The organism is Luteimonas huabeiensis HB2 (assembly GCF_000559025.1).
GTDB lineage: Bacteria > Pseudomonadota > Gammaproteobacteria > Xanthomonadales > Xanthomonadaceae > Luteimonas > Luteimonas huabeiensis.
In genome coordinates this window covers 16,521-30,350 of sequence record NZ_JAAN01000042.1, presented here as the reverse complement: position 1 = coordinate 30,350, position 13,830 = coordinate 16,521, and the positions used below count along the sequence as shown (strand labels likewise).

Below are 13,830 nucleotides of genomic sequence, written 5' to 3'. Positions count from 1 at the left end.
ATGCCGCTCGATACCTTCGAACGCGAAACCGCCGCCGACCCGCAGTGGACCGTCCTCTGGCTGCACGGCCTGGGCGCCGACGGCCACGACTTCGCCCCGATCGTGCCCGAGCTGGTGCGCGGCGACTGGCCGGCGCTGCGCTTCGTGTTCCCGCATGCGCCGGTACGGGCGGTGACGATCAACAACGGCATGCGCATGCGCGCCTGGTACGACATCCGCGCGCTCGACCTGGCCCAGCGCGCCGACGAGGCCGGCGTGCTGGCCTCGGTGGCGGAGGTCGAGGCGCTGATCGCGCGCGAGGGCGCGCGCGGCGTGCCGCCCTCGCGGATCGTGCTGGCCGGCTTCTCCCAGGGCGGCGCGGTGACGCTGGCCGCCGGCCTGCGCCGGGCCGAACCGCTGGCCGGGCTGGTCGGGCTGTCCACGTACCTGCCGGCGCCGCAGACCGCGGCGGCCGCGCTCGCCGCGGGCGCGCAGCGGCAACCGGTGTTCATGGCCCACGGCACCCAGGATCCGGTGGTGCCGTTTGCCGCCGGCCAGCAGAGCGCCGAGGCGCTGCGCGCGCTCGGCTTCCAGGTCGACTGGCGAACCTATCCCATGCAGCACGCGGTGTGCATGGAGGAGATCGCCGACCTCGGCGACTGGCTGTCGGCGCGCTTCGCGGCGGGGTAGCCGGGCGCCTGGGGACGGGGAATGGACGAGGCGCGCGCGACCGAGCCGTGGCTGCCCGACCTGTGCCGGCTGCGCCGCGTGGGCGCGATGCTGGGGCTGGCCGAACTGGTTGTCGTGGTGGTGGCGCTGGTGCCCGACGGGCGGCCGGCGTGGACGCTGCCGCAACTGCTGAGCGTCAGCGGCTACGCGCTGTGGCTGGCGCTGGCGGTCTCGGTGCTGTTGTGCGTGTCGCGCGGCGCGCTGTCGCGGCTGCCGATGCGGCTGGGCGCGCTCGCCGCGCTGGCCCTGGCGGCGGGCGTGGCGTGGCTTGCGGCGGCGATCGTGCACGGGCTGTACGCCAGCGTGGGCGCTGCGGCCGCGTGGTCCGGGTTCTGGCGCTTCACCACCGGCTCGGCGGCGGTCACCGCGCTGATCGCCGCGCTGGCGTTGCGCTACTTCTACGTGACCGACCGGTGGCAGGCGCAGGTCAGCGCGCATGCGCGCGCCGAGGCCGACGCGCTGCAGGCGCGCATCCGTCCGCACTTCCTCTTCAACAGCATGAACATGATCGCCGGCCTGCTGCGCCGCGATCCGGCGGTCGCCGAGCGCGCCGTGCTCGATCTGGCCGACCTGTTCCGCGCCTCGCTGACCGCCGGCGAGGGCAGCGCGACGCTGGCCGAGGAGGTGCAGCTGGTCGAGCGCTACCTGGCGATCGAGCAACTGCGGCTGGGCGAGCGGCTGCGCGTGGCGTGGCGGCGCGAGGAGCCGTTGCCGTGGTCGCTGCCGATGCCGCGGCTGGTGCTGCAGCCGCTGCTGGAGAATGCGGTGCTGCACGGCATCTCGCGGTTGCCGGAGGGCGGCACCATCGAGATCGTCCTGCGCGCGGACGCGCGCCGCCTGCACGTCGGGGTGCGCAATCCGTCGCCGCCGCCCGCCGCGCGCGACAGCGGCGGCGCGGGTGCCGGGCACGCCCGGCGCAGCGTCGCCCACCGGCTGGCCTGGGCTTTCGGCCCGGAGGCGCGGATGACCGGCGGGTGGGACGGGGGCTACTATGCATGCACGCTGGAGCTGCCGCTCGGCGACCGGCCGGGGACCTGACCGGTCGACGGCGGCGCCGCGCGAATGCGCGCGAGGGGATGAGGAGGCGGATGCCATGCGGGCCCGAAGGACCACGATCGCGCCGCGCCGCGCCGTCCGGGCGCGGCCATGAAGGTCGTCGTCGCCGACGACGAGCCGCTGGCGCGCGAGCGCCTGCGCGACCTGCTGGCCGACGAGCCCGGCGTGCGGCTGGTGGCCGAGGTCGGCAACGGCCAGGAGGCGCTGCACGCCTGCGCCGAGCACGCCGCCGAGCTGGTGCTGCTGGACATCGCCATGCCCGGCATCGACGGACTGGAGGCGGCGCGCCACCTGGCCGCGTTCGAGCCGCGGCCGGCGGTGGTGTTCTGCACCGCCTACGACGCGCACGCGCTGTCGGCGTTCGAGGCGGCGGCGGTCGATTACCTGCTCAAGCCGGTGCGCGCCGAGCGCCTGCATGCCGCGCTGGAGCGCGCGCGCACCTTCACCCTCGGCCGCGAGGCGGCGGCCGGGGCCGGCCACGCGCACCGGCGCACGCACCTGTGCGCGCGCCTGCGCGGCAGCCTGCGCCTGATCCCGATCGAGGAAGTGCGCTACCTGCAGGCCGAGGAGAAGTACGTGGTCGTGCACCACGCCCGCGGCGAGGACCTGATCGAGGAATCGCTGAAGTCGCTGGAGGACGAGTTCGGCGAGCGCTTCATCCGCATCCACCGCAACTGCCTGGTCGCCCGCCACGAGCTGGTCGAGATGCGCCGCAGCCGTCCCGGCCAGGTGCAGGCGGTGCTGCGCCACGTGCCGCAGCCGCTGGAGATCAGCCGCCGCTGCGTGTCCCAGGTCCGCGAGCTGATCCGCCGGCTGTAGGGCCGGCGCCGCGAGCCGCGCCGCGGCCGTGCGCTCTGGGATAATGCGCCGATGAAGTCCCTCCTGCGCATCGCCACCCGAAAAAGCCCGCTCGCGCTCTGGCAGAGCGAACACGTCGCAAGATGCCTGCGCGCCGCACACCCGGGGCTGGAGGTGGCGCTGGTGCCGATGTCCACCCGCGGCGACGAGGTGCTCGACCGTTCGCTGGCGGCGATCGGCGGCAAGGGCCTGTTCCTGAAGGAGCTGGAGCTGGCGATGCAGCGCGGCGAGGCCGACTGCGCCGTGCATTCGCTCAAGGACGTGCCGATGGACCTGGAGCCGGGCTTCGCGCTGCCGGCGGTGCTGGTGCGCGCCGACCATGCCGATGCCTTCATCAGCGGTCGCTACGCCAATCTCGCCGAACTGCCGCAGGGCGCCCGGGTCGGCACCTCGTCGCTGCGGCGCCAGGCGCAGCTGCGCGCGCTGCGCCCGGATCTGCAGCTGCGCGACCTGCGCGGCAACGTCAATACTCGCCTGGCGCGCCTGGATGCCGGCGAGTACGACGCGATCGTGCTGGCCTGCGCCGGCCTGGAGCGCCTGGGCCTGGGCGAGCGGATCCGCTACCGCCTGCAGGCGCCGGAATGGCTGCCGGCCCCGGCGCAGGGCGCGATCGCGGTGGAATGCCTGCGCGACGACATCGACACCGTCGCGCTGGCCGCCGCACTGGAAGACGCCGACACCCGCACCTGCGTGGAGGCCGAGCGGGCGATGAACCGCGCCCTGCACGGCAGTTGCCACGTGCCCGTGGCCGCGCTGGCCGCGCTCGACGGCGAGCGGCTGCACCTGCGCGGGCTGGTCGGGCGCGCCGAGGACGGCGCCGCGCTGCGCGCCGAGGCCACCGGCGCGCGCGCGGCGCCGCAGGCGCTGGGCGAGGAGGTGGCGCGGCGGCTGTTGGCCGCGGGCGCGGCCGCCTACTTGAACGTGTAGACGAGGTTGATCGTGGTGAGGGTGTCGGTCCGCCGCGTCTGCGGATCGTCGACCTCGGTGTTGTGGCGGGTCTGGAAGCCGGCCTTCAGCGCCAGCGCGGCATTCATCGCCACCGCCACGCCGAAGTCATTCTGCGCGTAGGTGTTGTCGTCGCCGGCTTCCACCAGCAGCGTGTTGACCAGCGTGGTGGTCTCGGTGAGCTGGGTCTTGAAGTCCACCAGGCCGCGCAGCAACACGCCGCTCTGCACGTCGCCGCCGATCTCGTGGGCGCGGCGGTAGCCGGGGCCGATCTCGGTCAGCAGCGTGGTGCGCTCGTTGCGCAGGAAATAGTGGCCGTAGCCGATCGAGGCGGTGCCCTGGTACTCGTAGGAGGAGAAGTCGTCGTTCTCGTAGCGGAACGCGCCGACCATGTAGCGGCGCGGGTCGAACTTGAGCGCGGTGGAGGCGCCGACGTCGTAGCGGTTGGCGGTGACCTCGTAGCGCGTCTCCGGCTCGCCGTCGCCGTCGAAGTCGGCGGTGACGTCGCTGCGCGTACGCAGCGCCGAGGCGCGCAGCTGGTGCTTGCGGCGCGCGTTCTCGCGCTCGAACGACAGCCGGGTATTGAGGCTTTCCGAGCGGCTGTTGCCGCGCGCCATCGCGAAGCCCAGTTCCCCGGTACCGCGCCATCCGGTGTCCTCGACCACCGCATCGATGTTGTCGGCGGGCAGGGCGGTGGCGAGCAGCAGGGCGGGCAGCAGCATGGGCATCGTGCGGGGGTCCTCGGGGATCGGATGGGCGCGCGGCCCGGGCAGGGCTTCAGAACGCGTAGCGCAGGCGCACTTCGCCGGAGCGTTCGGTGCGGCCCTGGCCGCCATCGGCGGCGGTGTCGTGCCACATCTCCAGCGAGGAGTGCAGCGTCCAGTTGTCCAGCAGGTAGACGTCGAGGCCGATGGTCTGGCGCACGTAGGTGTTCTCGCGGCCGGTCTCGAACAGCACGCGCTGGTTCCACAGCGCCTTGTCGCCGAAGCGCTGGCGCAGGCTGAAACCGCCGCGCGCGACCACGCCGGGCACCGCGGTGCCGTAGTCGGTATAGGGCTCGATCCGGTAGCCGGTGCCCAGCTCGACCTGCAGGCTGGTGTCCTGCTCGCGCACCGCGTCCAGGCGATAGGTGGTGTCCACGCGCCAGTTGCGGGCATAGGCGATGACGCGGTCGCGCGCGGCGGCGGGGGTGTACAGGTCGATCAGGCGGCGGTAGGCCAGGCGCTGGGTCGCCGCCTGCTTGCGGCGCACGTTGGCCGCGGCCCCGGGCGGCGGCGGCAGCGGCAGCGCGCGCGGCCGCTGCCCCGTCCACTCGGCATCGCGGCACACCAGCCGGTAGCAGGGCGCGCGCAGCGAGACTTCGCCGAGCACCAGCGCGATCGGCGCCGGCTTCAGCGCATCGGGCAGGGGCTGGGTGAAGACGGGGAGCCCGACGACCGCGAGCCACCAACCGGGAAACATGAACGACCTTCTCTGGAAACGTTTTCAGACGAATGCAGTATGAATCCCAACGCATTCAGGGGCAACCCCGGCGAACGTTGCGGTGGCCGGCGGCGCTCGCGGTCAGCGCCCGCCGGGGCGGATGTCGACCGCCACGGCCTCGGTGAAGGCGACCCGCAGCAGGTCGCCCACGCGTAGCCCGGGCAGTGCGGCGCGATGCTCGGGCGTCTCGACCGCCAGGGTCACCGGGCGCGCGCCCGGCGCCTCGATGGTGAGGGTGTTGGCGGCCGGGTCCACGGCCAGGATCGGCGCGACCACGGTGACCCGTTCGGCGAGCCGGCGCCCGGGCCGGCCGGCGTGGCGCGGCGCCTCGCTGGCTTCCTGCAGGTAGGCGCCCGGAGGCAGGCTGCCGGCCGGCTGGATGTCGGCGGCCACCGCCAGCAGGTAGTCCAGGGTGACCACGTCGCCGACGCGCAGACGCTCGAAGCCGCGCACCGAGGCATCGGCGTGAACCTGCAGGGCCTGCCCGCCATCGCTGCGTACGGTCACCAGGCGGCGCGCCGCGTCGAGCGCGACGATGGTGCCGGACGCCGTCAGCCGGGTCGCTTCGATCTGTTCCATGCCCTCGGTGTCGGGCAGAGGGACCCGGCCGGCGCAGGCGGCGAGCGCCGCGGCGAGCAGGGCAGCGGCGAACGGAAGGGGGCGGCAGACGGGCATGACGGGCTCCAGGGGTCAGGGGGCAGGTGCGAAGCGGCGTTCCAGGCCGGCACCGGCGATCAGCGACAGGGTGGCACAGGCGAGCAGCAGCGATGCGGGCAGCCCAAGCGCCGCGAGGCCCCAGCCCAGCAGCGGGCCGCCGGCCATCAGCGCGAGCGCGGCGAGGCGCCACCGCGCAGGCGGCGCGCCGCCGGGGGTGACCTGCCAGCGCCAGGCCGCGCAGGCGGCCAGCAGCACGCCCAGCAGGCACAGGATCGACGGCATGCCGCCGCCCGCACCGCCGATCGGCAGCAGCAGGGCCATCAGCCAGAACAGCAGGCCCAGGCCGGGGGCCAGCGCCGCCAGCAGGCGGACCGCCAGCGCCGACGGCGGTTCGGGACCGGCGCCCACGCCGGCGCAGGCGATGGCGGCCAGTGCCGAAGCCACCAGCAGCAGCCCGAGCAGCCCGAGCGCGAGCGCGCGATCGGCGCTGGGCGGCCACGCCGCCAGCACGAGCGCCGTGGCGGCCGCCGCCAGCAGCGCGCCGCCGGTCGCGGCCCGGCGCAGGCGCGCGCGCCGCGAGGGGCCGGTCCGGGCCGGCAGGGCGGTCGCCGCCAGCGCCGCCCCGGCGATCAGCGCGCACAGTTGCAGGGGAGACAGCGCCGCCGCCAAGTCGGCGCGCGCGTGCAGCAGCACGATCGACAGGCCGAGCCAGGCCAGCAGCCCGAAGCCGGCGCCGGACAACGTGGCGGACAGGACCGCCGGGAAGGCTGTGGGCATGCGTCAGGTCCTGGGGCGCCGCGCGCTCGCGCCGGCGCCGGATGGGTCCGCGTGTGGATGGGCGGCCGCACCGAGCGTCTCCCCGTGGTGCGTCCGCGCCGCACCATACCGCCTCCCCGGGCGCGCGCCCAGGTCGCGGGTCACATTCCCGCCGGCGGCGGCGCTCAAGGGGGATCGTCGCCGCGATCGAGCAGCCGGCGCCCGTAGAGCGCGACCAGCACCGCGAACAGCACGACCAGCGCGCCGCGCCAGCGCGGCGAGGGCGGCGACAGCGGCCCCGGCGGCGGCGCCGGGAACAGGTGCGGCGCGACGATGGCCAGCGCGCCGGCGATCGCCGCGACCGCCGCCAGCAGCAGGCACAGAGCGCCGAGCGCGCGGCGCAGGCCGCTCACGGCGCAGGCCCCCGGCCGCCGCCGAAGCCCGGCGGACGCGCCGGGCGGGCGCGGGACGCGGGCGCGGGCGCGACGGTCGGCATGCGCGCATCATGCCCGATCCGGGCGGGCCGGCGGCGCCCGCGACGGCCGCCCCGCAGCGTCGCGGGCCGGCCCGCGCGCGGTCGCACGCAGGCCGCATAATGGCGCCATGGACCGATACGAACGCATCCTTTCGCTGCACCGCACCCTCAAGAGCGCGCGCTACCCGGTGACGGTGGCGCGCCTGCAGGACGAACTGGGTTGCTCGCGCGCGACCGTCTACCGCGACCTCGCCTTCCTGCGCGACGCGCTGATGGCGCCGATCGTCGGCGACGGCGAGGCCGGCTTCCGCTACGACGCCGAGGAGGGCGACCGCTTCGAGCTGCCGGGGCTGTGGCTGAGCTCCGACGAGCTGCACGCGCTGCTGGCCGCGCAGCAATTGCTCGCGCGCAGCGGCGGCGGCGTGCTGTCGAGCGCGCTGGCGCCGCTGCAGCAGCGCATCGAGAAGCTGCTCGACGAACACTCCTCCGGCCGCCACTGGCCGGTGGACCGGGTGCGGGTGATCCCGCACCACTCGCGGCGCATGGACGAACAGGCGTTCCGCTTCGTCTGCTCGGCGGTGCTGGAGCGCAAGCGGCTGAGCTTCGAGTACCGTGCCCGCTCCACCGACGAGAAGACCCGCCGCACGGTCTCGCCGCAGCGGATCACCCACTACCGCGGCAACTGGTACCTCGATGCCTGGGACCACGACCGCGACGGCCTGCGCAGCTTCTCGGTGGACCGCATCGGCGGCGCGCGCGTGCTCGACGCCGCCGCGCAGGACATCGACGAGGCCGAGCTGGACCGCCACCTGGCCGGCAGCTACGGCATCTTCTCCGGCGAGCCCAAGGGCTGGGCGACCATCCGCTTCAACGCCAAGGCCGCGCGCTGGGTGGCCGACGAGCACTGGCACTCGCAGCAGCAGGGCCGCTTCCTGTCCGACGGCAGCTACGAGCTCAAGGTGCCCTACAGCTCCTCGCGCGAACTGCTGATGGACGTGCTGCACTACGGCGCCGACGCCACCATCGTCGAACCCGCCTCGCTGCGCGAGCAGGCGCGCAGCCTGCTGGAGCTGGCGCTGACCAACTACGAGCGCTGACATGGCGACGTCCGGCGAGGCGGTGGCGCTGGTCCTGGGGGCGGGCGGGGCGCGCGGGCTGGCGCAGATCGGCGTCATCGAGGTCCTGCAGGCGCGCGGCTTCGACATCCAGTCGATCGCCGGCTCCTCCTGCGGCGCCCTGGTCGGCGGCCTGTACGCCGCCGGGCGGCTGGAGGTCTACCGCGACTGGCTGCTGGGCATGAGCCGCGCCGACATCCTGCGCCTGCTCGATCCCGGCTTCGGCGGGCCGGCGCTGTTCCGCGGCGAGCGCCTGATGCAGACGCTGCGCGCGCTGACCGGCGAGCCGCGCATCGAGGACCTGCCGATCGACTTCACCGCGGTGGCGGTGGACCTGCGCCGCGAGCGCGAGGTCTGGCTGCGCGAGGGCGACCTGTGGGACGCGATCCGCGCCTCGATCGCCATCCCGGGGGTGTTCACCCCGCACGTGCTCGGCGGCCGCGAGCTGGTGGACGGCGGCGTGCTGGCGCCGCTGCCGATCACCGCGACCCGGCTGTCGGGCGCGCAGCGGCTGATCGCGGTCGACATGCACGGCCTGTCGGGCCGCCCGCTCGGCCGGCTGGCGCAGCCCGCGCCGGCCGCCGGCGAACCGGTCGAAGCCGAGGCCGAAGCGCCGGGCCCCTCGCCGCTGGCCCTGCTCAGCCGCTGGACGCGGCGCTTCGGCAGCCCCAGCCGCGACGCGCGCGGCATCGGCTTCACCGAGCTGATGTCGCGTTCCCTCGACACCATGCAGGCGCAGATCGCCCGCGTGCAGCTCGCGCTCGACCCGCCGGAACTGGTGATCCGCATCCCGCGCGACGCCTGCCAGTTCTACGAGTTCTGGCGCGCCGCGGAGCTGATCGACCTGGGCCGCGCGCAAGCGACGCGCGCGCTGGACGCGGCCGGGTACTGAGGGCTGCCGGCCGGCGCTGCCGGGAACGGATCGCAGCCGGTGCGACGGCGGCACGGGAGGCTGGCGCCATCCACCCTCCCGGAGCCCGCCATGTCCCGTCCCCATGCCCATGCCCGTGCCGACCTCGACGATGCCCTGCCGCTGCTGCGCCGGTGGCTGCTGGGCGCGTTGTTCCTGGGCGCGGTGGCCATGTTGTCGCTGCCGGCCGCGCGCAGTCTGGCCTCGCCAGTGGGCGCGATGCCGCTGTGGCTGATCGGCATGCCGCTGGCCAGCCTGGCCGCGCTGGCGCTGCGCGCGCGGCTGCGGGCGCCGCCGCGGATGACGGCCCCGTCGGTGCCGTCGATCCGCCGGCGGGCGGCCACGGCACCGGCCCGGGGCGCGGTCCGCCCGCGTCGCCGCGCCCTGCCGCGCGCGGCCTGAACCCGCGCCGCGGGCCGGGGCAGGACCTCCGGCACGGCGGCCGGCGCCGGCGCGTGTGCTAGCGTTCGCGGTTTCCGCAAACACCGCCAAGGGAGGCCGCATGCCGAAGTTGTCGCAACTGTGCCTGGCCGCAGGGCTCGCGTTCGGGCTGGTCGCGGGCGCTCGGGCGCAGGAGGAGACCGCCATGACCGATCCGTACCAGTGGCTCGAGGACGTCGAGGGCGAGCGCGCGCTGGCCTGGGTCCGCGAGCAGAACGCCAAGACCGAGGCCGAGCTAGCGCAGACGCCCGAGTTCCGCCGGCTGGAGGCCGAGCTGCTGGCGATCTACGACTCCGACGACCGCATCCCCGAGGTGGTCAAGCAGGGCGACTACTACTACAACTTCTGGCGCGATCGGAACCACGAGCGCGGCATCTGGCGCCGCACCACGCTGGAGGAATACCGCAAGCCGCAGCCGGCGTGGGAGGTGCTGCTCGATCTCGATGCGCTCAACCGCGCCGAGGGCGAGAACTGGGTCTGGCACGGCGCCGACTGCCTGCGCCCCGACTACGACCGCTGCCTGATCGCGCTGTCGCGCGGCGGCGCGGATGCCGACGTCACCCGCGAGTTCGACCTCGAGACCCGGAGCTGGGTCGAGGACGGCTTCTTCCGCGAGGAGGCCAAGGGCGGCCTGGGCTGGATCGACCGCGATACGGTCTACGTCTACACCGATTTCGGCGAGGGCTCGCTGACCGCGTCCGGCTATCCGCGCATCGTCAAGGAGTGGAAGCGCGGCACCCCGATCGAGCAGGCGCGGGTGGTCTACGAGGGCCGCCCCGACGACATGTACATCGCCGCGATGCGCGACCACACGCCCGGTTTCGAGCGCGATTTCGTCAGCCGCACCATCGCCTTCTACAACGACGAGCTGTACCTGCGCGGCGAAGACGGCGCGTTGACCCGGATCGACGCCCCCAACTCCGCCAACAAGGGCGTGCACCGCGAGTGGCTGACGCTGGAGCTGCGCGAACCCTGGGAGGTCGGCGGCCGCACCTATCCGGCCGGTTCGCTGCTGGCGGCGAAGTTCGACGACTACCTGGCCGGCGCGCGCGAGTTCGAGGTGCTGTTCGAGCCCACCGAGACCACCTCGCTGGCGGGCGCGACCTTCACCCGCAACCACCTCGTGCTCAACGTGCTCGACGACGTCAAGAACCGGCTGAGCGTGCTGACCGCGGGCCCGGACGGCTGGACCCGCGGCGAGTTCGTCGGCGCGCCGGAGTTCGGCACCGTGTCGGTGCGCGCGGTGGACAGCGACGAATCCGACGCGGTGTGGATGACGGTCGCCGACTACCTGACCCCGAGCACCCTCTCGCTGGTCGAGCTGGGCCGCGCGCCGGAGCCGCTGAAGGCGATGCCGGCGTTCTTCGACGCCTCCGGTCACGAGATCGAGCAGCACTTCGCGACCTCCAAGGACGGCACCCGCGTGCCGTACTTCCTGGTGCGGCCGAAGGACCTGGCCTTCGACGGCCGCAATCCGACCCTGCTGTACGGCTACGGCGGCTTCGAGATCTCGCTGACGCCGGGCTATTCGGGCGGCGTCGGCAAGGGCTGGCTGGAGCAGGGCGGCGTGTACGCGGTGGCCAACATCCGCGGCGGCGGCGAGTACGGCCCGCGCTGGCACCAGGCGGCGCTGAAGGCCAACCGCCACAAGGCCTACGAGGACTTCGCCGCGGTGGCGCAGGACCTCATCGACCGCCGCGTCACTTCGCCCGCGCACCTGGGCATCCGCGGCGGCAGCAACGGCGGCCTGCTGACCGGCAACATGCTCACCCAGTACCCGGAGCTGTTCGGCGCGGTGGTGATCCAGGTGCCGCTGCTGGACATGCAGCGCTACCACAAGCTGCTGGCCGGCGCCTCGTGGATGGCCGAGTACGGCAACCCGGACGTGCCGGAGGAGTGGGCCTACATCCGCACGTTCTCGCCGTACCACCTGTTCGACCCGGCGAAGGACTATCCGCCGACGCTGATCCTCACCTCGACCCGCGACGACCGCGTCCACCCCGGCCATGCGCGCAAGATGCATGCGCTGATGTCGGAGGCCGGCAAGGACGTGCGCTATTACGAGAACATCGAAGGCGGCCACGGCGGCGCGGCCAACAACCGCCAGGCCGCGCACATGGACGCGCTGTACTACACCTTCCTCTGGCGGCACCTGAAGTAGCCGCCCGCTGCCGGTCCGCCGCCGGCGCCCACGGGCGCGGCGGCGGTCTTGCGCCCCGACGCACGGACCCCATCCCATGAAGCGCCTGCTCTCGCTCATCGCGACCCCGCTCATCGCCCTGACCATGACCGCCAACGCCAAGACCGCCGACCTGCCGACGCCGCCCGACGCCGCCCGCCATCCGCACGAGGTCCGCGCCCCGCACGGCGCGGTGCGCAGCGACGAGTACTACTGGCTGCGCGACGACAAGCGCGAGGCGCCGGCGGTCATCGAGTACCTGCAGGCCGAGAACGCCTATGCCGACGCGGTGATGGCCCCGCTGAAGGGCCTGGAGGACCGCCTGTACGAGGAGATCGTCGGCCGCATCAAGCAGGACGACAGCTCGGTGCCGTACCGCGAGCGCGGCTGGTGGTACTACGCGCGCTACGAGACCGGCAAGGACTACCCGGTCTACGCCCGCCGCGCGGACGCCGACGGCGTGGATGCGGCGCGCCTGCTGGCCGACAACGACGCCGGCCGCCTGGACGGCGAGCAGGTGCTGCTCGACGTCAACGCCTTGGCCGAGGGCAAGGACTACTACAGCATCGGCGACTACGCGGTCAGCCAGGACAACCGCCTGCTGGCCTACGCCGAGGACACCAACGGCCGCCGCCAGTACACCGTGCGCTTCCGCAACCTGGCCACCGGCGAGGACTATCCGGACGTCATCGCCGGGGTCTCGCCCAACCTGATCTGGGCCGACGACAACCGCACCCTGTTCTACGTCGAGAACGATCCCGAGACCCTGCTGACCGTGCGGGTGAAGAAGCACGTGCTGGGCACGCCGGTCGCCGACGACGCGCTGGTCTACGAGGAGGAGGACGACAGCTTCTACATGGGCATCGACCGCACCCGCGACGACCGCTACATCGTCATCGGCGTCAGCAGCACGGTCTCCGACGAGCTGCGCTACGCCCCGGCCGACGCCCCCGAGACCTTCACCGTGCTCGCCCCGCGCGAGCGCGACGTGGAGTACAGCGCCGACCATCACGGCGGCCGCTGGGTGATCCGCACCAATGCCGACGGCGCCGCCAACTTCAAGCTGGTCACCGCCCCCGACGGCGCCACCTCGCGCGCGCAGTGGACCGACTGGGTCCCGCACCGCGAGGACGTCTTCATCGAGGACTTCGAGCTGTTCGACGGCTTCGCCGCGATCGGCGAGCGCGCCGAGGCGCTGGAGCGCGTGCGCATCCTGAAGGACGACGGCAGCGAGCAGCATGTCGCCGCCGACGAGCCGGCCTATTCGATGGGCCTGTCGGTGAACGCCGAGCCCGACACGCGCTGGCTGCGCTACACCTACACCTCGCTGACCACGCCGGCCACGACCTACGAGGTGAACATCGACAGCGGCGAGCGCCGCCAGCTCAAGCAGCAGCCGGTGATCGGCTACGACCCCGCGCAGTACGTGACCGAGCGGGTCTGGAGCCAGGCGCGCGACGGCACCCGGATCCCGGTCTCGCTGGTCTATCGCCGCGGCTTCGAGAAGAACGGCCAGGCGGCGATGCTGCAGTACGCCTACGGCAGCTACGGCTCCTCCACGGACCCGGCCTTCAACCTGCCGGTGATCAGCCTGCTCGACCGCGGCATGGTCTACGCCATCGCCCACATCCGCGGCGGCCAGGAGATGGGCCGGCGCTGGTACGAGGACGGCAAGCTGCTCAACAAGGTCAACACCTTCACCGATTTCATCGACGTCACCCGCGACCTGGTCGCGCGCGGCTACGCGGCCAAGGATCGCGTGGCCGCCTACGGCGGCAGCGCCGGCGGCCTGCTGATGGGCGCGGTGGCGAACATGGCGCCGCAGGACTACCGGGTCATCCTGTCGCAGGTGCCCTTCGTCGACGTGGTCACCACCATGCTCGATCCGAGCATCCCGCTGACCACCAACGAATACGACGAGTGGGGCAATCCCGAGCAGAAGACCTACTACGACTACATGCTCGGCTACTCGCCCTACGACAACCTCAGCCGGCAGGCCTACCCGGCGATGTTCGTCGGCACCGGCCTGTGGGATTCGCAGGTGCAGTACTGGGAGCCGGCCAAGTACGTGGCCAGGCTGCGCGACCTCAACACCGGCGAGGCCCCCATCGTGTTCCGCACCAACATGGACGCCGGCCACGGCGGCAAGTCCGGCCGCTTCCGCCGCTACCGCGAGCAGGCCGAGATGTACGCCTTCCTGCTCGACCAGCTCGGCGTGGCGCGCTGACCCAGCGCCGGGCGCGCACGG

14 protein-coding genes are annotated in these 13,830 nt (G+C 73.5%); 9 read left to right on the top strand and 5 right to left on the bottom strand.

Translation table 11 applies throughout. The annotated features are described in order from the left end of the window. From Z164_RS0116730 to hemC, 4 genes are all read left to right on the top strand, one after another. Positions 1-669, top strand: coding sequence for an alpha/beta hydrolase (locus tag Z164_RS0116730; RefSeq protein WP_024891827.1), 669 nt, complete (start codon positions 1-3; stop codon positions 667-669). Positions 670-690: 21 nt separating this feature from the next. Next, complete coding sequence (locus tag Z164_RS0116725) at positions 691-1,746, top strand: sensor histidine kinase (protein WP_024891826.1); 1,056 nt, start codon at positions 691-693, stop codon at positions 1,744-1,746. A gap of 108 nt (positions 1,747-1,854) precedes the next feature. After that, a complete protein-coding gene (locus Z164_RS0116720; protein ID WP_024891825.1) occupies positions 1,855-2,583 on the top strand; it encodes a LytR/AlgR family response regulator transcription factor in 729 nt (242 codons plus the stop codon). 51 nt (positions 2,584-2,634) lie between these two features. Next, entirely contained in the window at positions 2,635-3,549 is a 915-nt protein-coding gene (gene hemC / locus Z164_RS0116715) for a hydroxymethylbilane synthase (RefSeq protein ID WP_024891824.1), read from the top strand. On the opposite strand, the gene Z164_RS0116710 is transcribed toward hemC, so the two are convergent. The 5 genes from Z164_RS0116710 to Z164_RS0116690 form a co-directional block, all read right to left on the bottom strand. Further along, complete coding sequence (locus tag Z164_RS0116710) at positions 3,534-4,295, bottom strand: DUF481 domain-containing protein (protein WP_043690587.1); 762 nt, start codon at positions 4,293-4,295, stop codon at positions 3,534-3,536. The two genes, hemC and Z164_RS0116710, sit on opposite strands and share 16 nt — an antisense overlap. Positions 4,296-4,344: 49 nt before the next feature. Further along, positions 4,345-5,028, bottom strand: a complete 684-nt coding sequence (locus tag Z164_RS0116705; protein WP_024891822.1) for a DUF481 domain-containing protein — start codon at positions 5,026-5,028, stop codon at positions 4,345-4,347. Between the two features lie 102 nt (positions 5,029-5,130). Then, positions 5,131-5,724, bottom strand: a complete 594-nt coding sequence (locus tag Z164_RS0116700; protein WP_024891821.1) for a hypothetical protein — start codon at positions 5,722-5,724, stop codon at positions 5,131-5,133. A 15-nt stretch (positions 5,725-5,739) separates the two neighbouring features. Then, entirely contained in the window at positions 5,740-6,483 is a 744-nt protein-coding gene (locus Z164_RS0116695; protein ID WP_024891820.1) for a hypothetical protein, read from the bottom strand. Between the two features lie 164 nt (positions 6,484-6,647). Next, positions 6,648-6,875: a hypothetical protein gene (locus tag Z164_RS0116690; RefSeq protein ID WP_024891819.1), complete on the bottom strand. Its 228-nt coding sequence runs from the start codon at positions 6,873-6,875 to the stop codon at positions 6,648-6,650. A gap of 190 nt (positions 6,876-7,065) precedes the next feature. Between Z164_RS0116690 and Z164_RS0116685 the strand changes: the two genes are divergently transcribed. The 5 genes from Z164_RS0116685 to Z164_RS0116665 all read left to right on the top strand — a co-directional run bounded on the left by Z164_RS0116685 (position 7,066) and on the right by Z164_RS0116665 (position 13,809). After that, on the top strand, positions 7,066-8,034 hold the full coding sequence (locus tag Z164_RS0116685; protein WP_024891818.1) for a helix-turn-helix transcriptional regulator: 969 nt from the start codon (positions 7,066-7,068) through the stop codon (positions 8,032-8,034). A gap of 1 nt (position 8,035) precedes the next feature. Further along, positions 8,036-8,944: a patatin-like phospholipase family protein gene (locus Z164_RS0116680; protein ID WP_024891817.1), complete on the top strand. Its 909-nt coding sequence runs from the start codon at positions 8,036-8,038 to the stop codon at positions 8,942-8,944. A 90-nt stretch (positions 8,945-9,034) separates the two neighbouring features. After that, positions 9,035-9,364, top strand: coding sequence for a hypothetical protein (locus Z164_RS0116675; RefSeq protein ID WP_024891816.1), 330 nt, complete (start codon positions 9,035-9,037; stop codon positions 9,362-9,364). Between the two features lie 100 nt (positions 9,365-9,464). Continuing rightward, positions 9,465-11,564 (top strand): prolyl oligopeptidase family serine peptidase, encoded by a 2,100-nt coding sequence (locus tag Z164_RS0116670; protein ID WP_024891815.1) that lies wholly within the window; start codon positions 9,465-9,467, stop codon positions 11,562-11,564. A gap of 76 nt (positions 11,565-11,640) precedes the next feature. After that, complete coding sequence (locus Z164_RS0116665) at positions 11,641-13,809, top strand: S9 family peptidase (RefSeq protein WP_024891814.1); 2,169 nt, start codon at positions 11,641-11,643, stop codon at positions 13,807-13,809. Positions 13,810-13,830: the final 21 nt, after the last annotated feature.

Coding starts and splice junctions, on each gene's coding strand:
- Z164_RS0116730 (WP_024891827.1), top strand. CDS start 1: ATGCCGCTCGATACCTTCGAACGCGAAACCGCCGCCGACCCGCAGTGG.
- Z164_RS0116725 (WP_024891826.1), top strand. CDS start 691: ATGGACGAGGCGCGCGCGACCGAGCCGTGGCTGCCCGACCTGTGCCGG.
- Z164_RS0116720 (WP_024891825.1), top strand. CDS start 1,855: ATGAAGGTCGTCGTCGCCGACGACGAGCCGCTGGCGCGCGAGCGCCTG.
- hemC (WP_024891824.1), top strand. CDS start 2,635: ATGAAGTCCCTCCTGCGCATCGCCACCCGAAAAAGCCCGCTCGCGCTC.
- Z164_RS0116710 (WP_043690587.1), bottom strand. CDS start 4,295: ATGCCCATGCTGCTGCCCGCCCTGCTGCTCGCCACCGCCCTGCCCGCC.
- Z164_RS0116705 (WP_024891822.1), bottom strand. CDS start 5,028: ATGTTTCCCGGTTGGTGGCTCGCGGTCGTCGGGCTCCCCGTCTTCACC.
- Z164_RS0116700 (WP_024891821.1), bottom strand. CDS start 5,724: ATGCCCGTCTGCCGCCCCCTTCCGTTCGCCGCTGCCCTGCTCGCCGCG.
- Z164_RS0116695 (WP_024891820.1), bottom strand. CDS start 6,483: ATGCCCACAGCCTTCCCGGCGGTCCTGTCCGCCACGTTGTCCGGCGCC.
- Z164_RS0116685 (WP_024891818.1), top strand. CDS start 7,066: ATGGACCGATACGAACGCATCCTTTCGCTGCACCGCACCCTCAAGAGC.
- Z164_RS0116680 (WP_024891817.1), top strand. CDS start 8,036: ATGGCGACGTCCGGCGAGGCGGTGGCGCTGGTCCTGGGGGCGGGCGGG.
- Z164_RS0116675 (WP_024891816.1), top strand. CDS start 9,035: ATGTCCCGTCCCCATGCCCATGCCCGTGCCGACCTCGACGATGCCCTG.
- Z164_RS0116670 (WP_024891815.1), top strand. CDS start 9,465: ATGCCGAAGTTGTCGCAACTGTGCCTGGCCGCAGGGCTCGCGTTCGGG.
- Z164_RS0116665 (WP_024891814.1), top strand. CDS start 11,641: ATGAAGCGCCTGCTCTCGCTCATCGCGACCCCGCTCATCGCCCTGACC.